This window comes from Huijunlia imazamoxiresistens (assembly GCF_037132455.1).
Taxonomy (GTDB): Bacteria; Bacteroidota; Bacteroidia; order Chitinophagales; family Chitinophagaceae; genus Flavisolibacter; species Flavisolibacter imazamoxiresistens.
Genome location: NZ_JBBBEI010000023.1, coordinates 64,770 through 83,079, shown reverse-complemented (window position 1 = coordinate 83,079; position 18,310 = coordinate 64,770). Strand labels below are relative to the sequence as shown.

Genomic DNA, 18,310 nt, shown 5'->3' with positions numbered 1-18,310 from the left:
AGTGAAAAATACCAACAGGCCTATGAAAACTGCCTTAACTTCGGAAGGCTCAGAGCTTAAAAACTACCGGAGTATTGAATTAAGGGGCTTTAAAAAAACAATACCCACACTCCTGTTAGATAGATTACTTTTAGGCCTTCTCAATAAATTGTTCACATTTAGGCAAAATGAGTTTCAGTCTCTACTTGGTGGCAGGGAATAATAGTATCATACGCCTTTGGCTTTCTAAAAATGGTGTAGATTGGAAATAGCTAGAAGATGGATGTCTTTTTGCAAAGAAGTGTACGAAGTAATTTTACAAACATATGGAAGCAGTATTAGTTTTGGCTGAAAAAGAAAGCAAATTTTGACTAAATCTAGGCTGATCCTTGCTTTCTCTTTCTTGTATTTTACAATGTTAAAGTCTATTTAAACACGAACCAATAAGAAATTACCCCTATTTACTTAATAAACTTACAGGTAAAGCTAAATACATAAATCTACTATATAAGTTAACTGCAAACGCTCAATGAACTACAGTTCTTTTTGATGCAGCTGTTTTTGAGTTTTGTAGCTTCAATAGCATTAGGCGACCATAGTTGGCTCCTAAGCGTTTTGGATCGGGTACCATACTACATACTTACCAGAGTAAAATCAACATTTATCCTTTCTATCAAGTTATTACTGCCACTTGTTGCCAATTCTTGCAGTAATTTCTTTTATAGAAGTGTTGCTTATAAAGAACGTAAGCACCTGTCCGTAGCGGCCCGGCGGAGGCAGAAATGTTTCTAGTCACATATCTCTTTACCGTTTTCAAAGTCCTTATTCACTTGCCTATTGTTATCATTTATTTCCCCTTTTTATCGGCAGAGGAGCCATCTGAAGGAAAACGAGAAGCCGAGGTCCCAGGATGAACCTTTTTCTTCTGCAACGCCCGTCTTCAGATTTATCGGTGCTGCAGGTTTACTTTTATGCGATGAAAAAGATTTCCTTTCAACTCCTTTTTTTTTGCAGATGATCGTTAAAGTTTTTCAGCCGGGCGCCTGCATTTTCGCGTTAGCCCCCAATCCCCAGCGGCACTTTCCAAACACGCCAAGCGCACCGGCATCGGGTATTTGAAGTCATAGATCTGGCGGTAACGTTTTTGTACAATAACTGCTTAATGCCCTCTTCCACAATGGTATACGTCTTCCGATCCGGGCCCTTCGATTATGGAAATGCCCAGTTGCGGCTCTAGGACGTTGACCCAGCCATCGGCGATATTTCAGTTGACGGACAGCAGGTTGTCAAAAAGGTCTTGCTTTGTTGAAAAATAAAGCCGCTCAGGCTCTATCACTGAGCCTTGATATCCAACAGGGAAAAGGGAGGCGCAAACAGGCAACAAAAGTACAGGGCATCCACAGTAAGCAGCTGCTAGAGACGCGTAACGCTCAGGTAGGGGCCCTTCACCCCCAGCAGGAGCACCAAGTGGCGACTGCGGTAAGGTAGGAACATCAACTGCGGATCTCCTTTACCGTTAGTACCCGTTCTGCCTGTTCATTCAGAAAGATCATACGATATAAACCAGCCTAGGGTAAGTTCCGTTATGGCTCATGAAACGGGAAGCCAGGAAGCTGTCGCTTCCTTTGTTCAGCAGATGGTTGAAAATATGGTGCGAGCGATAGAAACAGCCGTTGTATTGATTAACTTCTTCCAGGCAAAAGCCCAAAAGGACAAAAATGCCCAGATCGGCCGAAAACTGGGCCTCCTTTGCATTGGTATTTTACATAAACAAAGTTATAAGAATTTATTTCTTTGGCAACCAGAAAAGCTAAATGGTTTTACAAGTATGTTTATTTTAATTAGTTTTAGAGACAGACAAAACAAAAGTTCAGGCCAATAATAGCGACTATGAATTATTTCGCATTGATATTAGCCACAGTATGTGCCATTTATTGAATAGGGTCCGTAGCAAATTGGAAAGAGATGAAGCTAGTTGGAAGGCTCTTTTGCTTTCTTACTATTTTGTCTGCCCTGCTTTCTGGTTATTATTCTGTGAAGTACCTTTTCGATAAGGAAAAGGCGGAACAGGCTTCTGCTGAAGAAGGAATCATAGTTTCAGAAGGCAAGGCAACAAAGTAAACCTTGTTTACTTTGTTATACCGGATTACTGGATAATTCCGGTGGAGCAAGCTTTTATACCTGCTTAATAAAGGAATATTAGCATTCTATATCATTCAGGCACAGTTACCTATTCGGCTCCGTGGAAGCAACGACATTGACCACGATCCTTTTTACTTTAGAGTAGATATTGCCGTTAAAGTCGTCCAGGCTCTTATATCCCGTTTCTATTTTCCCCTCAACAAAGTTTTCCTTTAAGGGCCAAACCTGGTACCGGCCGGTTTGGTAGGATGCAAGTTCAAAACCGTCGCTATCATAAAACTTCAGCACAAAGCAAACATTCAGGGCTGGCTGACGTGTGGGGAAGTGCGGGTTTTCATATAAATAGGGATAAGTAGTCAATCGTTTGGCTTCCCTGATCTTTTGCAAAATTTCCCCAGTCTCCTTTTTAAATTCCAGGGGACTGTTAAGGGAACCCTTGTACAGTTCCAGAAGCAGCTCCTCGGCAGTTCCGTTCCTAAGGCTTCGGCGGCTCCGCCCTTCCTGCCGCTGGCCTTGCCCATAAGGGTTCTGAGAGTTCACCACTGCCTGTAGGCTGTCTACCCTTTGCTTTGCTTCCTGGTACAACTGCTGGCTTAACACATCAACGTCCTCGGAATACTGCCCGTAGAAAACGGGTTCACCCCGAAAAAGTGCCGGGTCCAGAAGCTTGTTGGCCGAAGTATCAAAGGCGAAGGTCAACTGGTAAGAAAGGCAGGCCTTGCCCTCAAACTGGCCGGGCTTTACCTTACCCTCCAGTTTACGGGCGGAATGGTTGGCATAAAAACCGTCCGGATTTGAGGAAGAAACTTTTTTGAATTCTACGGGCTTCACTGCTGGTTTGCAGCTGGCAAACAGCAAGGCCGGTAAGAAGATGAAAAAGACTTTCATAAGGGTAACTATAAAATACGAAAATACGATTGCCTAATTTTCAAAACACGTATTCCCTAGAATCCGGAACAGAACGTTCTTAGCATTTCACGTTACAACTGTTACAACCAACTTAATAATCAATAAAAACAAATATTACCCATATTACTTTGTTTACTAAGTACCTGAACACCCATTTAACTGAGGCCTACACGGGCTTTCCTCCCTTTTATAGAACAAAACCTGCTTCCCAAAGATCCTTTCCATGGAGTTTTTTTTAAGGTGTTCCGCAGGCTCAGCGGATCTTAAAAAACTTCAAGAATTGTAATCTATTTTTGCCGGTGAGATCAGAGCGTTCACATTACTTTTTTATAACCAAAACACTCCCCTAAATCTACAGCTATGGACAGGTACCAAACATTTGCCAACTGGCTCAAATCCCAAAACTTGGTTAGCGCTCCTTCCGCCTATCCCAAGTACCTCGGTAAAATTGAAAGTATGATGAACCTTCAATTGCATGACGTTCGGAATATAGCTCGCTTAGAAGCTTATTATGCGGAAGTACAGGGAAAAAGAACATTTCAGGCTTTACCGCAGCACGAACGCCGCAATTTGCTCTCAGGCTTTACCTCGTACATAGATTTCGTTCGGTACACGAAGGGTATTCAGGCGGCTTAGAGATTGTATTTGGCGGCCGCTATTATTTAATAGATATGGAGGCCGCCTCAGTTCCGAATAGACAAAGGGCATTACTGTGGACATTGCCCCTCTCCTATCAGCAAGATTGCCGGCCTGGTGCCGGCGCCATGCCGGTCCGGATAAGAAGGTTTTGGAGCTTGGAAGCAGAACCTGATTCCAGTAACGTTTACAGATTCGGAAGGGTGATCCCTTCCAGGTAGGGCTCCAGCAAATCCATGTTCCGGAAGGAACGGAACCGGCGTATTTCAAAACATTTTTTATCCCGGTAGACCTCGACGTAAAAAGAATCCACCTGGTACAGAAGGATTTTATGTTCTCCCTCTTCCCTTTCTGCCAGCAGGTCGCCGAGGCTACGGCCCCCGCCTTTCCGGAATCGCTCAGGCAGTTGAACTGGTACAGAGTCATGGTACCTCCCATAAGTTTGATGGTTAAAAAAATAAGCCCGGACACTCCCTACCCATACATAGGTACAGCTGTCCGGGCATTTGTTTAATCAATCACGTTCAGGGCCGCTGCGGCCTACTTATTGGCGCTGCCCTTTTTCCTTCCGGAATTGCTCCTTAGCTTCTCGCGCTCCTTCACCTCCGGCGGCCGGCTTTGCACTGGGCCGTTCTTCTGTTCCCAGCTTTCCACGAAATGCGCCAGGGCCTCATTTACCGTTTCCATTAGCAAGTGCCGGTCCCAGTAAGCGATATCGCGGATCTTTTCGCTCAATTCCGTTTTGATGATAAAGGTCTCGCGGTCGTACGACTCCCGCAGTCCTGCCTGGGTGGAACTCTCCGGCTGCACGGTTTCGGGCTCCGGTTCCGTAGCGGTAGCCGGGGACGAGGTAAGAGAGGAAGAGAAAACGGATTTCAGCCCGCTTTTAAGGTCTTTCGCCATATCTTTAAATTTATGAATTACTTTGTTTTACCGGCATCTTCAGTAAACAAAGGTTATTTAACTTATTTAAACTACTGTTATTATCCAAATTACTTAGATTATTTGCATACATGGATTACCTCTTCGGAAAGTGCCAGGTAATCCTCAGCACCCTTGCTTTTGGGGGCATAGCGGAAAATATCCACCCCGTTCACCGGCGCCTCGGCAAGTGCAATGTTGTCCCGGATCACGGTGTTGAACACCTGGCTTTTAAAAAGCTCGTTAATGGTGTCGTGGACGTTGCGGTTCAGCACCTTGCGGTTGTCGTACTGGGTGATGAACACCCCTCCTACTTTCAGGTCCTTGTTGATGCCCCGTTTGATGATCTCCACCACTTCCATCAGCTTGTTGAGGCCCTGAAGGGCGAGATACTGCGCCTGCAGCGGAATAATAATGAAACGGGCGGCCGTGAAGGCATTGGCCGTGAGCAGGCCCAAGGAAGGCGGGCAGTCGATAAAAATGTAGTCATAGGACTTGTTCATGCCTTCGAGCAGTTCCTTTAATATGTATTCCCGCCCAATGACGCTGGAAAGCTCGATCTCGGCCCCGGTCAGATCCAGGGTCGAAGGAACCAGGTCCAGCCCCTCGGTGGTGTTGACTATGGCCTCGCTGATGGGATAGGCCTTTTTGAAAGCCCCGTAGATGTTTTTATCGGCCTCCAGGATTCCGAGGCTCTGGCTCAGGTTTGCCTGGGGGTCCAGGTCCACCAGCAGTACGTGTTTCCCCTGTTTGCTCAGGGCGGCACCCAAGTTCAGGGTCGAGGTGGTCTTGCCGGTGCCGCCTTTGTGCTGGGCAACCGCGATTACTTTAGTCATGAAAGCGCTCTTTAATAATTGGTAAAAGTTGAACTTGTTCTGATCGGGGGACTGATCGGGCGAAATGCCCTTCCCTTTTCTCCGAGCTGCAAAATAATACAGATTACCGAAATTACTTACTTACAGCATTTACCAATTTTACACAATTTATCTTGTTTACAAAAGTTACTATAATTACAAAGCTGCCTGGGTCCATTGCCAATACCGGAATTACCATCGTTATTCAATAAACCTTTAGTGTATTTGGCCGCCCCTTTTCTCCGGGAAAGGGAAAACTGGACGGAGGTGGTTGATAGCCTGCAATGAAATACAGAAGATTAACCGCCGGCGTATCCCGAAGGGCGCAAGCGGTAAAAGCCGCTCATGGAGCGGATAGCTCGGACGCAACCCACTAAGGCTTCGGATACCCGAAAAGCGAGGCGCCGGCCGTTGTCCTTTTGGAAACCGGTAGAAAGGCGGGGTGCGGCACCTTTAGCGAACAAAGAACTCTTGGAGGGTCAACCATAATCCGTAAACCTGTTGGACCGGGGAGAAGGCAGCCTCCCTTTCCCTCACCAACCATGGAAAGGTTGGGAAGCCTGGGAAGACAAAGTAACCCAACTAAACAAATACTATTGATAATCTAAACTTACCGCGCAACCGCGTAACTTTGTTTTACTAACATTATTTTGTTTACTTCAAGAATAGGTTTTCCAAATAAGCATAAGTACATTGTAATTAAAGTTAAATAATATTCGTAACTTACTGTTCTGAAACAGTGGTTTATGAAAAGTGAACAATTTGCCTTAAAATCAGCCGACGAGTCTAATCTGCTCGGGCTGCTGTCAAAAGGTTCTTTGAAAGCCAAGATGTTCAAAAGAGCAACCGCTTTGCTGGAAGTACACCGGGGCAAGACCTACAGCGAGGTGGCGGCCACTCTCAGCGTTTGCTACCAAAGCGTTTCGCATTGGTGCGAAGCCTATAAAAAGGAAGGCCTGCAAATGCTTCAGGACAAACCGCGCTCCGGCCGGCCTGTTGAGATAGATGGCACCCAAAGGGCAAGGATAACAGCCCTGGCCTGCTCGGACACTCCTGACGGGCACAGCAAGTGGAGCCTTCGGTTATTGGCGGACAAGGTCGTTGAACTTGGTTATTGTGAACACGTTTCACATAACCATGTCGGCAAAATCTTAAAAAAAATGACCTCAAGCCGCACCTCAAACGCAGCTGGTGCATCTCGAAAGTGTATTAACCCCTTAAAAATTGGACAGTTTCTGTAAAACAGCTAGTCTGTTTTGGGTTTTTTGAGGCATGAGGGACAAAGAAGTTCAGGGGGAAAGAAGGAGCTTTTCCACTCCTTCTTTTGGATCTTCTCCGTCCGTCAGGTTATTCCTGGTGGGTTGCTCCCCAGCAGAGCCCACGTCCGCTTCACCTGACTGGGTAAAGTTAGCATTTTCATATGCGGTCCACACCTCTTTGGGTGATTGCTGGCCCAGGCTGCCATGCCTTCTGCGCTCGTTGTAGAAGGTGCGCCAGCGGTTGAAAACAGCAATGGCCTGTTCAATATCCTCAAACTCGGTGGTTTGTAACAACTGCTTTTCCAGAATGCTGTGGTACGCCTCAATGAAGCAGTTCTCCTCCGGGGTGGCCACATGCGTAAACTCCTGGGTAATGTGCTGTTCCCGGGCATATTCCCGCACGGCCGTTGCAATGAACTGTGCGCCATTGTCATTTCGCAGCGTAATTCCTTTGGTGCTGTACTGCTGCAGCATTTTGTGCAGCAGCCAGATGACCTGCTCCTTTCGGATGCGCCACCATAGTACCTGCGCCACAATGCTGCGGCTGTACACATCCAGGATGGTCAGCAACAGGGCATTTCTTTTTTCTCCCTGAATGTAGACGTACTTGATGTCCATGCACAACTGCTCCATGGGCCGTACAGGCTCCTGTACCCTAAATTTCACGAACTGGCGCTTTTCGCCACTGCTGCGGATCACCGCACCACAGAGCAGACGATACTGCTTCATCAGCCGGTACACCTTCTTTTTGTTGATCTGAAAGCCATAGGAGTGCAAATCCCTGGTGATTTTGATGTATCCGGTAAAGAGCATGAACTCTTCGGAAAGCACAAAACGGATGCAGATCACCACACTTTCATTGCTGATGATCCACCCATCGCTAAGTGCAGTATGGGTAGAGGGCTTTCGGCCTCTTTTGCCGCTGAGCGGGTGATAGTAATAGGTGCTGTGGGAAAGCCCGCTCCATCGCAGCAGCCAGCAGGTCTTTGCCCGGTTTTCAAAGAGCTGAACGCAGTGGCGCTTCTGCTCGGCAGTTAAGGGCTTTTTTTTAGCAGCTCGTCTTTAAAATCAATTTCCAAAGCCTGCTTGGCAATGATTTTCTTGAGCCGGTCATTTTCCTGGCGGAGCCGCTTTACTTCCGGATCCACGGTATGATAATGAGGCCTGAGCCCATCCATGCCTTCGCCAGTGTAGGCGCGGCGCCAGCGGTGAAACAGGGATTGAGAAAGCGTGTACTTGCGCAGCGTCTCGGTTAACCCGTTTTGCTGGGCTTCTTCAAGGATCTGAAGCTTCTGAGCTTCCGACCATTTTCTGCGTTCTGTTGCCATAACCCTAATTTAAGTTGTTCTAAAATGATTTCCCATTTCAGTCCAGCCTTTTAGGGGGCTAATACAGAAAGTAGATGCAGCTTTTCTGGCCGGTATGGAGAAGGTACTTTGGCTTTACGCCCAGCCCTATGATGAACGCTATCCGGTGGTCTGCTTCGACGAGCGCCCCTGCTTTCTTATAGGTGATGAAGTAGAGCCGATTTCCATGCAGACTGGTAGAGTCAAGCGGGAACACTACACCTACGAAAAGAATGGTTCCTGCGCCCTGCTGGCTGCTATTGAACCCTTGACTGGTAAGCGCAAGGCTGCAGTTTATGAAAGGCGCACTAAAAAGGAATATGCTCTTTTCTTAAAAGCCTTGGCAAAGGCATACCCAAAGGCGGTGAAGATCCGTTTGGTGCAGGATAATCTCAATACGCACAATGCCAGTTCTTTCTATGAGCACCTTCCTGCTGCGGAAGCATTTGCCCTGGCGCAGCGCTTTGAATTCTATTACACGCCCAAATCGGCCAGTTGGCTGAACATGATTGAAATAGAGTTCTCAGCACTTGTGAAGCAATGCCTAAACAGGCGCATACCAACGCAGGAACGGTTGATCAAAGAGGTTGGAGGTATTGTCAAAGAACGAAATAAAAAGAGGATCAAAATCAATTGGCAGTTTTCGATACAGACCGCAAGGAAGAAATTGAACTCCGTTTATCAAGCGGTCAATCCGCTAAATGATCAGTATAAAGGAACTTAAATTACAATGTAATAAGGATCTTCCATCTAGGGAACAGCCGGTTTGGTGGGAACCTTAGTAATTCATGCAGTGAAGGGCCGGTTTTCCGGCAGGCCGCGCCGTCCCATCAAAAAAAGACCCGCCCGGGTCTGCAGCATCACATATACCTGATACCTGAATAGGATGGATGCCGGCTGGCCACAGGCTCCAGCTGCTTACCCGAAATTCATTTAAACCTAAAAAGAAAGGGCAGCACCACTGAAATAACCGTAAAGGACAACAGGTTCTTGACCAAACCATCATGCGAATAATAACAGTTGCCTTTGTTTACCAGCAAACAAGGAAGATCGGGTAAACAACGTTAGAAGAGCAATAAAGGGCGGATATGGGAACCCAAAGCAGCAGGGTGGCCTTCACATCCGGCCTGGGAAGCAAGCAGGCACGAACGGGATAAAAGCCATTGTTGCCACTCCTGCTATTTCAATACTTTGCTTTCGATAAGCACTGTGTACTGATGCATATTCCAAAGGGAGGCCGCCCCTTGAGCCTGGTAAAAAGGGTAGGCTTTGTTAAACTAGTAGAAGTACCTTTCTTCCTTCTCGCAAAAAAATACGCTGAACTTTCCCTGCGCGAAAAAATAGCCGCGGGGCCCGGGGCCGGAAAACCGGTACCGGTCTTCATCCCCTTGGGGCGCACGGGGCATTGTAAGGAGCGAAATGATACTATCTTCCGGCTATCTTTTCGGGCAGACCAGCTGCGCCCCTCAACCCGGGCAGCGGCAATTGCAGGCAAGCCCGCCCTCCACCTCTTCGCTGGAAACCAGCGGGTCATTCAACAGGCGGAAGGGGAGTTTATTTTCCTTTTTTTGAATCCCGTTCTACGTTGTTGCAGGCCGCTCTTTGCCCACGCCCAGATGTATCGCCTGAATTTAGGACCAGTTCCTTATTGATTTTCAATAACATATCAGATATACCGGTAAGTCAGTAATCTAAACAATATAAATAACTCGGGTTTTATTTGTTTACCGGGTAAATGCAATAACCAGGTAAACAAGGTAAAGGATTTGGGCGGCCTGAAGAAGCGTGTATCCGATAAAGGATCCCTCGATCCCGGCGTGCCCCTGCCTCCCAGCAGACTGCCTAAAGAAAACCTGCGATAACACGCGCGGGTGGCAGGTCGTTCCGGCTTTTGTCCCCCCACATATACAGCAGTTCTGTCCGGTAAGGGTTGTCCAGAACGATCCTGTGGCAGAAGTAGGTGATTGGTCCGACCGGCTGGGGCAGCATGGGGTTGCTGAACGCCCATTTCCGGTGAATAAAATACCGCCCGAAATTGGTGTAGGAAGTGCGCAGGATGATCTTATCCCTTAAAAAGGGGTTGGCGATGGTATGTGCCGTCTCAATGGCAAACTCCAGGGAATACGCATCGATTGCCTGGGTATTGGCTGCAAAATAACCGGCCCGTACCAGTTCCTGGATGTTTAGGGTATGCCAGGGGACCATGTCAATGCCCAGGTACTGCGAAAAGGTAACGGATGATTCATAACCCTTGCTTTTCAGGGCTTCGGCAATTTTTCGGGCCCGATTGGATTGATGCCAGCGGCAGGTGTACCAGAGCGTGGGTTTCCGGCCCCCTTCGTAATTACGAACCTGCGCCGAAACAAAACCGCTCTAGGAGCGCTGGCGCAGGGCGGGTCCGGCCTGCTGAATGTGCTGGGCCGGGAGGCCTGCACCAGGGTTATAATTCATCACGACCATTTCCAGGGGCAAGGACGAATGGGGCGTCCAACCCCAGTAAGGCTCGGGCAAATAAAGGCTGGACAGATCGGAAGGATCCTTTGAATTCAGGATCTGCGCCCCGGGCCAGGAAAAGCTGGGGGTAAAGGAGGAAGGGATGCACCCAGGGCCTTGCTGCAGCCATTGGCCGGCAAAGTTATCCCAGAAATTAAAGAAGGAAGAAAGCGGTGGCATAGAGGTGGGTTTACAGATTTGAGAAAAAGGAAAGAGCTCCTCTATAAGAAGGAACACAGCTAACTCAGCCATACTAGGGAAAAGCCCGCAAGGGTGCGGGGATCCCCTGCAAAAGCACGGCGGATTTGGCCGTCCTCAACGGGGCCGAATCCAAAGGCCGGGTGGTCGATTTTTTCGCTATTCAGGAAAACGCCGCTTTCCCAGAGCTTCGCCCTGCCAAAGTCGGTTTCGAGGGTGGCTTCCGTGGTGCCGGCGCAGATATCGCAGTATCCCCTCCGGTAAAGGGCCCGGGCCAAGGGGCACTGTACCGGGTCCCAGAAAGCAAAATCAAAGTCGGTTGGCACCAGTTGTATCATCATATGGAAGGAAAGTTTCTGAAGATAAGGGGTTTGCCTTGGCCGCGAGCATCTGGCCCCTCGATCCGCGGCGGATAGCCGCAGACGACCGGAAAGGGCCGCCCGCGGGTCTGGGTATAAAAGCCTGCGGCCGTCAGTCTTCCACCTTGGTCAGGGGATAGCCCAGCTTTTCCGCTTCCTGTTGCAATAAGGGGAAATTCCCGATGCCCCATTGGTTGGAAACGCGGAACTTCACCCCGTCCGCCGTCTGGAGAACCTCCTTAAAATAGCGCATGTCCCTTTTTTCGGAAATCGACTCGGCCTTTGCAAGGAAGTGGAGGTTCGAGGTTTTGAGGATTTCATCGCGGAACACCTTCTTTGCCTGGTCATAGGTGGCCCCGGGATGGTCCTGCAGCCAGACCCGGACCAGGTTCAGGGCGGTAGGCCCCTTTCCCCCCCGGAGGTCACGGACCTTGAAAATACTCAGGTCCCGGGTGGACTTTTTGGTGAGCATTTGGGTCAGCACCTTTTTAAGATTGTCGTCAAAAAAAGTCCCTGCGTCATCGACCATGGTGGTTTTGGAAGCCGCCTGGAAGTCTTCCACCTTTTCAATGAATTCCGTCCGCATCAGGTCAATGTGTTTTTCCACTCCTGTCATGATCATGCCCAATAGAAAATCGACAAATTCCTTTTTCATAAAAGAGACAATAGTTTTTAGCGCTATTGATAATGCAAAAATAAGATCTTCTATTGAAAAAAGCAAAATTGATAATTTTTCTTTTTATCTTTCAAAGTAAAGAAAATAACATCAGAGAATAAAGAGCCTGCTAATTTTGCTTTTCTCTTGACGAGGTGGCAAAAAAAAAGAAGGCAAGGCCGTACGCTTGAGTAAACAGAGTAAGCAAGTTTATCAAGCTTACCCAAAAAGCTGGGCTTACCGGTTTACCGGGCTTCCCGGAAGATAAAATCAAAAAAGCTACCACATAGTACAAGTGCGCCCTCTCCATTAAACAGCCTCTATATTATATCTTTACCCAATCAACCAAACTGGCATGCAGACCTATCTTCAAAACCTTCTTCCCCGGCTTCAACAATATAGCCAAACGCTTGACAATAAAGAACTGCTCATTGACCAGCCTTGGGTCTTGGTGGATGAGGGAGGGAACAAACAGCAGTACATTTTCGAACGGGATGGCAAGCTGATCATGTCCCTCAACGGCAATGTGCGGTATGGCAACTGGCGCTATATCCCGGCCGCCCGAAGTCTGGTGATCGACCGGCAGACCGATTTACTGCTGCTGAACCACGCTTTTTTTGCAACCGGCGTGTGCATCCTGAAAAAGGATGGTTTTCAGGAAGAGCCCTGGATGTTGGTCAACCAGCGGATTGTGCCGGATCTGGACGTAAAGCGGTACCTGCGCAGCCTGCTTCCGGAAAACAGGAACCTTCGCCCTTTACCCGTAAAAGGAGCATTGCTGGAGTATAATATTGATCAAGGGTTAAGCGTAGGAACAACCGTATTGGACAATGAAGAAAATAGGCCTGTGAACGGAACTTTTGAGTCAAGCGACCGGAACAACGTGTTTTTTGATATTCAAAATGGAAAAATCACCCGGGTCTTTAACAAAATTATGTTTGCCACAGATAAAGGCAACCTGATCATCGAGAAGAACTGGAGGGCTGCAGAAGTTCAAACTGGAGACTTTGTAAAAAGACCTGTCAACTCTATCGAAAATGGAATTTATAGAGGAACAAATCAGAAGTCTGATATCAAGTGGATAAAGGTATATAATGGAAGAATTGTAAAGGCCAGGTATGATACAGGAGAAGCTATTGTTATTATCACATGCACCTTAGCTGTTATTTTCATTTTCCTTTTCATAGTCTTTCTAACGTCTTAAAAGACAACTAAGCCATATATAACTAATATACATGATATTATGCAACTAAACGGTTAAAGGACAAAATAATATAAATAACCCGAATTATCCTGTTTCTAAAGTAATCTTTGTTTACTGTTTATTATATCGGACTGTGCACCGCTATAAAAAATTTCGGTTGAACAGTTTGAACTCTTCGTCCATCACAATTTTGCCTTTGAAAGCCGCCCGGACCCTTGTCTGGTATTCATAGTAGGTAGAATAATCCTTTATCCGGCTCCAGGCATAGGGCAGGCGTTTTACTCCGAACTCCCTCTGAAGAACGTTCTGGATGATATTGTCAACAGGGATATGGAAGAAATGATAATTTTTTGAAATGCCGCTGATCCGCATTTCCCCAAAAGCGTACAGGTACTTCAGGGTCATGTTGATCCACTTCTGCGCTTGGCCGACGGTCAGTATGCCGCCGCTGTTTTCCCTGAGCAAACCACAGGTCTGCTCGTGCCACCGGTCAAATTCCTGCTGCCCCGCTAAGGTAGCGCCCAGTAACCCATCCACCTGGGACCGCAAAACGCCATATAATTCATGGCGCCATTGGCTGCGCTTTTCCTGATCGGGCGGAATGTTTTCTATGGTCCGGTTAAAATCCCGGTACGCCCGCTGCATGGCTGCATGAAAGTACCCTTTTGAAATATCAAAATAAAGACGTATATAAAACTGCTCTATGTCGTCGGATGCCAGCGTAGAGGTCATAAATAAAGGTACATGTTAGGGGAGTGTTTTGCGGAAGGGTTACACCGACTTGTATAAACGTCCGGTAATTTTCCTTTGGCTGCAGCTGAAAAACCACCTGTCGTCCTTCCCTGGAAAGTCAAGTTATGGGACATCAGCCATCACGAACATTTGTAATAAGGGTTTATCAGCTTATTCGGGTTAACGGGTAAGCCGGTAAACAAAGTAATTTATCTTACCGCGGCTACCAGTTATAAGGCACACAGGGAGCTAACTGTCAAAACGAACAGCAGAACAGGACGTCCCCCTGTTCCAGGCTAAGAAGGACCGGAAAAAAAGAAGCCGGCAGCACAGCCCGTTCATGGTGAATCCGGATCGGTCCCCCGGACCTGCGGCACGTTCATAATGTATCTTATCGCATGTCAACCCGGTGTTTACTGACAAAAGCAGGGTTCGGGGACTTTTCGGCGTTCCGGGTCTTTTCAAGGCGCACCGGGATTTCCTGCAGGTAATCATCCGGCAACCCCGATGTAGGAATAAGCCGCCTTATAGGTACCGGCCCCCTTTCCCCTCACCCGGCCGGGGGAGGCCGCTTTAATATTATTCATTTTCAGGTGCTTCATTTCTTCCCCTGGAATGGGACTAATTAAAGGGGCCGCCACGAACGATACAAGGCAGCTACCGGGCATACAAACGGAGCTTTTCCCTGTTCTACCTTAGGGCCGCCCCCCATAACCCTTCCCTTCAACCTATTGAATACGAATACGGTCTGGAGCCCAATGTGTACTTGTTGCAGAAGACAATAATACAGGTAAGCTTTGTTTACCGGTTTATCCGGAAAGCAAAGATTACTAAAGATACCGGTTAAGGTATTCGCTGAGCATAAACCCCGGAGACCGGCATAAAGCCGGAGCACGCAATTGCCCGCAACCGGCAGAGCGCCTGAAGGCAAAAGACGGAACCGAAGCGGGCCCCCTCCCTGGACCAGCAGGTGGAGTCCTTCTTCGGGGAAGCGACTATAACGGCTCGCAGCATTCTTTTTCCCTTTACTTTTTGGAACCTTTATGTGCGAATACCCCTTCTCCGCTGACGCTTTTGCGGGACGTCTACAGCCCCGACTCGCGTTACAGGTTGAGCCTCCAACCCTGATAAGAACAATAACAAGCTCCTACTTTGTTTACCTAATAATACGGTAACCAAAGTAAGGCGTTTGCTTTTACCGGACCTCGGTAAATACATAGCCATCCCGGTCTTTCTGGAACCAGCCTTCATGCTGCTGGTAGCAGAATTCCCGGATGCCGGCTGGGAACCGCTTTGGACAGCTGGTGCCCGCTGAAGGCCAAACGGCAACTTTTTCTATCCGGTAGGGGGCCTCCCAACTAAAACTATGGGTGAGGAGCAATGCACGGTAGAAGTCCCTGTCCCCCTCCATCCAGGCGGCGCAACCATCCAGCTGGCGGGTCAGTTCCCGGAGTGCTCGGACCGTTTTAAGTTCGATAACTACGAGGGTTCCGGTCCTGGAATTAAACCCCAGGATGTCGGCGACCAGTTTCCCGGTCGCATCCTCCCTTGCGAACTCATCGGTAAACAACATGATATCGGGGTCAAAGGGAAGGCCACCCTGGCGCAGGGCGTACTGCAGGATCCAGGACTGCAGGTCCTTTTCTGGCGTGGGTCTTCCGGGCGGTTTCATATTGCAAAGTCGATTAAGGTAGGCTTCCATGTCTACCGGGTCCTGAAGTAACTCATTGTAACGGCATTTAAAACCCAGCTGGGAGGTATGCGGATGATGGGAAACAAAGGATATGGAGCCTAGGGAGGCCCGGAAGCGCGCCGGATGCCCCGCCAACTGGTGCCGGTAGGTGTCATTGAGCCGTTTAACAAGGCGAAAGTTCTGGAAGGGATCCGCGGTCATGCAGGTGGGCTTTTGTAGCTAAATGTAAGGAAAACCAGCCGGGCAGCCCGGGGAGAACGCCGGGTAAGGGGCAAATATCAAGGATACCCTTTTCCCGGGCTGCCTGGAAACAACCACCGGGTAGAAATGCCGGACTTTTGCAGGTGGCCCAACCGGCAGGCGGCAGATTTTTCCCTATGGCGAAAATCGAATTCCGGAAAATAAGGTCATATATTAATGGGAACCCACCAAATAAAAACCCGGTTTCCTGAATAAACCCGTTAATAGAGGTAATACTTGTTTACTGGTTTACCGTAAAACCCCATAAACCCGGTAAGTTTGACGGCGCCACCAAGGGTCCCCATCTGCCGATGACCTGCTGCCTGAGGACCTGAAGCAGTTGGAACCTCCGGCTTCTTTCCCTGACCAGGATAGAGAGCGCCCGCGCCGGCCTCCATCCGGCCGTCGCCTTAGCCGGTCGCCCCTGGGCCGGCAGCACAGGGGAAAGTCTGTTGGAGGTACTTTGCCCCAAAACAGCTCCGGCCCTGCCCGCCACCATCCGGGCCCTTCACCCGGCGTTATTCCGGCCTTCAAACCCATAGTTTCAGGATATGCCCCGGCGCGTCCGGTTTTAGGCCTGCGGTTCGGAACCCATTTTCCGCAAACGGCTATCATCCCGGCGGGACGATGAATCCGGGCACAAAAAATGTGGCAGCCGGCCGGCTGATAGTTGCGCATCATAAAAATCGGTGCCCCGATATAGGGGAAACAATCCGGGTAATATTTGTTTACCAACTTACTTGGGAGCCAGGAGAAACAAAATAACCCCGCCAGTCAGGAATGCGCTCTTAGCAGCCAGGGACGGAAAGTCTTTTGCATACACTACCGGAATGGCGGTAAAACGGGAAGTACTGTTTATACTCTTTTTACCAGATCGGCCTTTAGGTGCCCGGCCCCGGGAAAAGCTCATTTTTTACATTTTCCTCAAAACCGGCGCTTAGGATACGCACTGCCAATACCCCTTTTCATTATTGAAGGTTCCGGATCCGGGGAACGAACCAGACGGGTTGCTTCATACCCTTATAACAAGCTAAGGTCATACTTTTGCTACTTTCACAAGGAACCATTGGTTTTATTTGTTTACCAAGGTTACTTACTTATTGACTCATTTGGTCTTACGAGGGTTACCTGGTTGTCTCAGTAACCCGGGCTAACATACTTTTCGGGATCCTCCGGCAAATCAGGCCACAGGAGGGGGGCATCAAAAGGAGCAATTCCTTAGCGGGGGTTCCCTCAATAGCGTGTACCTCACCCAAGCCAGAAAGTTTCGGGTCGTTATTACTGTGGATTATCGGGGGATGACCTTCCGGTCCCCTCTTCGCATTTCTTCTTAAAGGAGCGGATGGTGTCCCGGAACCGGACCGTAGGGAAAAGACAGGCCTCCATGTTGATCAAAGGAGCATAAAATCCTTTTTTCATCAGCGTCTTCAGGGCAGCCTTCAGTTCTTCGAGGGTAGTGGTCTTCAATAGAAAGCCCCTGGAGCCATTTTTCAGCATCCGGATAATGAGGTCCTCTTCCTCGCCCGTTACCGCCAGTACCAGCACTTTGGTTTGGGGAAGATGCTCCTGTAGCCACCGGGCCGTTTCATATTCCTCTTTTTCGCAGAGCTCGCTGTCCAGCAGAACGATCTGGGGCAGGGCCGTGGCTTGCAGTTGCAGGATAAACGCCTTTCCGCTGCCGGAGCTCCATACCACCTCGTGTCCCGCGCTTTGAAGGAACCCGGTAAAGGCTTCCCGGAATAAATCAAAATCATCTACGATCGCAATGGTAGCCATAATCAGTATCCCCGCATTTTTCAACGTTTCAGTAAAAGAAGAACGTTCTCTTTTACAGTAAACCAGAAAACTAAACAACCTAATAACCTTTGTTTACAAAGATTATTAGTAATATTAATAAATTCAGTAAGTTCATTCACAACTTTAAAGCGCGCGCTTTGGCGTGCCCGGTCCTTCTGCAAGCTGCGGTCATTGTACGGGAGTATCTTCTGGGGACACTTTGGGCAGCTGCAAAAAATACAGTTCCAAACGATGACATCAGCTGACCGCTAATTGGATGTCCTTCCTGTACCGCAGTGCGAATAAATGAAAAATAAATGCCGGAAGCTGATGCCAGAACCTAAGTGGCCCCCCTGATATTGGTTTATTCGGATTACCCGGTAAACCGACCTCTTCGGTAAATCTTAATTTAGAGGATCAACCAGGGGCCATGTTATGGCCGCTTCCTCTTCCTTAGCCTCCAGCTATTTAGCCGATACCCGGCAAGGGAGCAATAAAATGGTCTTTCCTTCTAGGCCTACCATCTAGCGGCAGTTAATGCAGGCGGAACCTCTTCAACTAACGGCAGAGCTTTACCAGGCATCTACAAATAAAAGTGCATAAGATTGTTTACTGTTATTACAAATAAAACTTAATAATATTAGTTTTATAAACTTACTGTATTTATTGGTGTTACTAGTGTTTTTCAGTTTACGTAGTTTATAAAACATATTATGTCTCGGGGAATTACTAGGTTTCCTGAATTTTCGCCTTACTAAGTTTATGCAGCTTATTTCGTTTCGTGAAAATAGGAGCAACTCCAAATAAAACTGGCCGCCATCGGCCCAAGGCATTCATACAATTAACATGCCTGGAGGAAGGGCAAATTACTCAGTAATATGATTTACTGGTTTTATACTGTTTATTGGATAGGT

The 18,310-nt window shown here is 48.2% G+C and carries 18 protein-coding genes and 1 pseudogene; 7 read left to right on the top strand and 12 right to left on the bottom strand.

Features of this window, described 5'->3' with window-relative positions:
* The 3 genes from V9K67_RS21705 to V9K67_RS21695 form a co-directional block, all read left to right on the top strand.
* A partial coding sequence (locus tag V9K67_RS21705; protein ID WP_336726164.1) for a hypothetical protein occupies positions 1 to 202 on the top strand: 202 nt, incomplete at its 5' end.
* Positions 203 to 1,564: 1,362 nt separating this feature from the next.
* On the top strand, positions 1,565 to 1,861 hold the full coding sequence (locus V9K67_RS21700) for a hypothetical protein (protein WP_336726162.1): 297 nt from the start codon (positions 1,565 to 1,567) through the stop codon (positions 1,859 to 1,861).
* Between the two features lie 83 nt (positions 1,862 to 1,944).
* Positions 1,945 to 2,100, top strand: a complete 156-nt coding sequence (locus V9K67_RS21695) for a hypothetical protein (protein ID WP_336726161.1) — start codon at positions 1,945 to 1,947, stop codon at positions 2,098 to 2,100.
* A gap of 105 nt (positions 2,101 to 2,205) precedes the next feature.
* On the opposite strand, the gene V9K67_RS21690 is transcribed toward V9K67_RS21695, so the two are convergent.
* Positions 2,206 to 3,009: a hypothetical protein gene (locus tag V9K67_RS21690; protein WP_336726159.1), complete on the bottom strand. Its 804-nt coding sequence runs from the start codon at positions 3,007 to 3,009 to the stop codon at positions 2,206 to 2,208.
* Between the two features lie 381 nt (positions 3,010 to 3,390).
* On the opposite strand from V9K67_RS21690, the gene V9K67_RS21685 reads away from it, so the two are divergent.
* On the top strand, positions 3,391 to 3,666 hold the full coding sequence (locus tag V9K67_RS21685; protein ID WP_336726156.1) for a hypothetical protein: 276 nt from the start codon (positions 3,391 to 3,393) through the stop codon (positions 3,664 to 3,666).
* Positions 3,667 to 4,206: 540 nt separating this feature from the next.
* Here V9K67_RS21685 and V9K67_RS21680 read toward each other — a convergent pair.
* Complete coding sequence (locus tag V9K67_RS21680) at positions 4,207 to 4,569, bottom strand: hypothetical protein (protein ID WP_336726154.1); 363 nt, start codon at positions 4,567 to 4,569, stop codon at positions 4,207 to 4,209.
* 98 nt (positions 4,570 to 4,667) lie between these two features.
* The gene (locus V9K67_RS21675; RefSeq protein WP_336726153.1) at positions 4,668 to 5,423 is read right to left on the bottom strand and encodes a ParA family protein; all 756 of its coding nucleotides are present in this window, start codon (positions 5,421 to 5,423) and stop codon (positions 4,668 to 4,670) included.
* 764 nt (positions 5,424 to 6,187) lie between these two features.
* On the opposite strand from V9K67_RS21675, the gene V9K67_RS21670 reads away from it, so the two are divergent.
* The gene (locus V9K67_RS21670) at positions 6,188 to 6,682 is read left to right on the top strand and encodes a helix-turn-helix domain-containing protein (protein WP_336726152.1); all 495 of its coding nucleotides are present in this window, start codon (positions 6,188 to 6,190) and stop codon (positions 6,680 to 6,682) included.
* Positions 6,683 to 6,730: 48 nt separating this feature from the next.
* Here V9K67_RS21670 and V9K67_RS21665 read toward each other — a convergent pair.
* Both V9K67_RS21665 and V9K67_RS21660 read right to left on the bottom strand, forming a co-directional pair.
* A pseudogene (locus V9K67_RS21665) lies at positions 6,731 to 7,684 on the bottom strand (transposase); the annotation flags it as partial.
* A gap of 50 nt (positions 7,685 to 7,734) precedes the next feature.
* Positions 7,735 to 8,028, bottom strand: coding sequence for a transposase (locus tag V9K67_RS21660; protein ID WP_336726150.1), 294 nt, complete (start codon positions 8,026 to 8,028; stop codon positions 7,735 to 7,737).
* A gap of 34 nt (positions 8,029 to 8,062) precedes the next feature.
* Here V9K67_RS21660 and V9K67_RS21655 point away from each other — a divergent pair, with 34 nt between their 5' ends.
* A complete protein-coding gene (locus V9K67_RS21655) occupies positions 8,063 to 8,770 on the top strand; it encodes an IS630 family transposase (RefSeq protein WP_336726172.1) in 708 nt (235 codons plus the stop codon).
* Between the two features lie 1,118 nt (positions 8,771 to 9,888).
* Here the strand turns inward: V9K67_RS21655 and V9K67_RS21650 are convergent.
* The 4 genes from V9K67_RS21650 to V9K67_RS21635 all read right to left on the bottom strand — a co-directional run bounded on the left by V9K67_RS21650 (position 9,889) and on the right by V9K67_RS21635 (position 11,751).
* Entirely contained in the window at positions 9,889 to 10,251 is a 363-nt protein-coding gene (locus tag V9K67_RS21650; RefSeq protein WP_336726149.1) for a hypothetical protein, read from the bottom strand.
* A gap of 168 nt (positions 10,252 to 10,419) precedes the next feature.
* Positions 10,420 to 10,719, bottom strand: a complete 300-nt coding sequence (locus tag V9K67_RS21645; RefSeq protein WP_336726147.1) for a hypothetical protein — start codon at positions 10,717 to 10,719, stop codon at positions 10,420 to 10,422.
* A gap of 59 nt (positions 10,720 to 10,778) precedes the next feature.
* Positions 10,779 to 11,078, bottom strand: coding sequence for a hypothetical protein (locus V9K67_RS21640; protein ID WP_336726145.1), 300 nt, complete (start codon positions 11,076 to 11,078; stop codon positions 10,779 to 10,781).
* Positions 11,079 to 11,208: 130 nt separating this feature from the next.
* The gene (locus V9K67_RS21635) at positions 11,209 to 11,751 is read right to left on the bottom strand and encodes a hypothetical protein (protein WP_336726144.1); all 543 of its coding nucleotides are present in this window, start codon (positions 11,749 to 11,751) and stop codon (positions 11,209 to 11,211) included.
* Positions 11,752 to 12,106: 355 nt separating this feature from the next.
* Between V9K67_RS21635 and V9K67_RS21630 the strand changes: the two genes are divergently transcribed.
* Positions 12,107 to 12,955 carry a hypothetical protein gene (locus V9K67_RS21630; protein WP_336726141.1) on the top strand — a complete coding sequence of 283 codons (849 nt, stop codon included), beginning with the start codon at positions 12,107 to 12,109 and terminating at the stop codon, positions 12,953 to 12,955.
* 141 nt (positions 12,956 to 13,096) lie between these two features.
* Here the strand turns inward: V9K67_RS21630 and V9K67_RS21625 are convergent, their stop codons facing one another.
* The 3 genes from V9K67_RS21625 to V9K67_RS21615 form a co-directional block, all read right to left on the bottom strand.
* Positions 13,097 to 13,687, bottom strand: coding sequence for a hypothetical protein (locus V9K67_RS21625; protein ID WP_336726138.1), 591 nt, complete (start codon positions 13,685 to 13,687; stop codon positions 13,097 to 13,099).
* 1,195 nt (positions 13,688 to 14,882) lie between these two features.
* Positions 14,883 to 15,581: a hypothetical protein gene (locus V9K67_RS21620; protein WP_336726136.1), complete on the bottom strand. Its 699-nt coding sequence runs from the start codon at positions 15,579 to 15,581 to the stop codon at positions 14,883 to 14,885.
* Between the two features lie 1,317 nt (positions 15,582 to 16,898).
* The gene (locus V9K67_RS21615) at positions 16,899 to 17,396 is read right to left on the bottom strand and encodes a response regulator (protein WP_336726134.1); all 498 of its coding nucleotides are present in this window, start codon (positions 17,394 to 17,396) and stop codon (positions 16,899 to 16,901) included.
* Positions 17,397 to 18,310: the final 914 nt, after the last annotated feature.

Coding starts and splice junctions, on each gene's coding strand:
- V9K67_RS21700 (WP_336726162.1), top strand. CDS start 1,565: ATGGCTCATGAAACGGGAAGCCAGGAAGCTGTCGCTTCCTTTGTTCAG.
- V9K67_RS21695 (WP_336726161.1), top strand. CDS start 1,945: ATGAAGCTAGTTGGAAGGCTCTTTTGCTTTCTTACTATTTTGTCTGCC.
- V9K67_RS21690 (WP_336726159.1), bottom strand. CDS start 3,009: ATGAAAGTCTTTTTCATCTTCTTACCGGCCTTGCTGTTTGCCAGCTGC.
- V9K67_RS21685 (WP_336726156.1), top strand. CDS start 3,391: ATGGACAGGTACCAAACATTTGCCAACTGGCTCAAATCCCAAAACTTG.
- V9K67_RS21680 (WP_336726154.1), bottom strand. CDS start 4,569: ATGGCGAAAGACCTTAAAAGCGGGCTGAAATCCGTTTTCTCTTCCTCT.
- V9K67_RS21675 (WP_336726153.1), bottom strand. CDS start 5,423: ATGACTAAAGTAATCGCGGTTGCCCAGCACAAAGGCGGCACCGGCAAG.
- V9K67_RS21670 (WP_336726152.1), top strand. CDS start 6,188: ATGAAAAGTGAACAATTTGCCTTAAAATCAGCCGACGAGTCTAATCTG.
- V9K67_RS21660 (WP_336726150.1), bottom strand. CDS start 8,028: ATGGCAACAGAACGCAGAAAATGGTCGGAAGCTCAGAAGCTTCAGATC.
- V9K67_RS21650 (WP_336726149.1), bottom strand. CDS start 10,251: ATGGTCCCCTGGCATACCCTAAACATCCAGGAACTGGTACGGGCCGGT.
- V9K67_RS21645 (WP_336726147.1), bottom strand. CDS start 10,719: ATGCCACCGCTTTCTTCCTTCTTTAATTTCTGGGATAACTTTGCCGGC.
- V9K67_RS21640 (WP_336726145.1), bottom strand. CDS start 11,078: ATGATGATACAACTGGTGCCAACCGACTTTGATTTTGCTTTCTGGGAC.
- V9K67_RS21635 (WP_336726144.1), bottom strand. CDS start 11,751: ATGAAAAAGGAATTTGTCGATTTTCTATTGGGCATGATCATGACAGGA.
- V9K67_RS21630 (WP_336726141.1), top strand. CDS start 12,107: ATGCAGACCTATCTTCAAAACCTTCTTCCCCGGCTTCAACAATATAGC.
- V9K67_RS21625 (WP_336726138.1), bottom strand. CDS start 13,687: ATGACCTCTACGCTGGCATCCGACGACATAGAGCAGTTTTATATACGT.
- V9K67_RS21620 (WP_336726136.1), bottom strand. CDS start 15,581: ATGACCGCGGATCCCTTCCAGAACTTTCGCCTTGTTAAACGGCTCAAT.
- V9K67_RS21615 (WP_336726134.1), bottom strand. CDS start 17,396: ATGGCTACCATTGCGATCGTAGATGATTTTGATTTATTCCGGGAAGCC.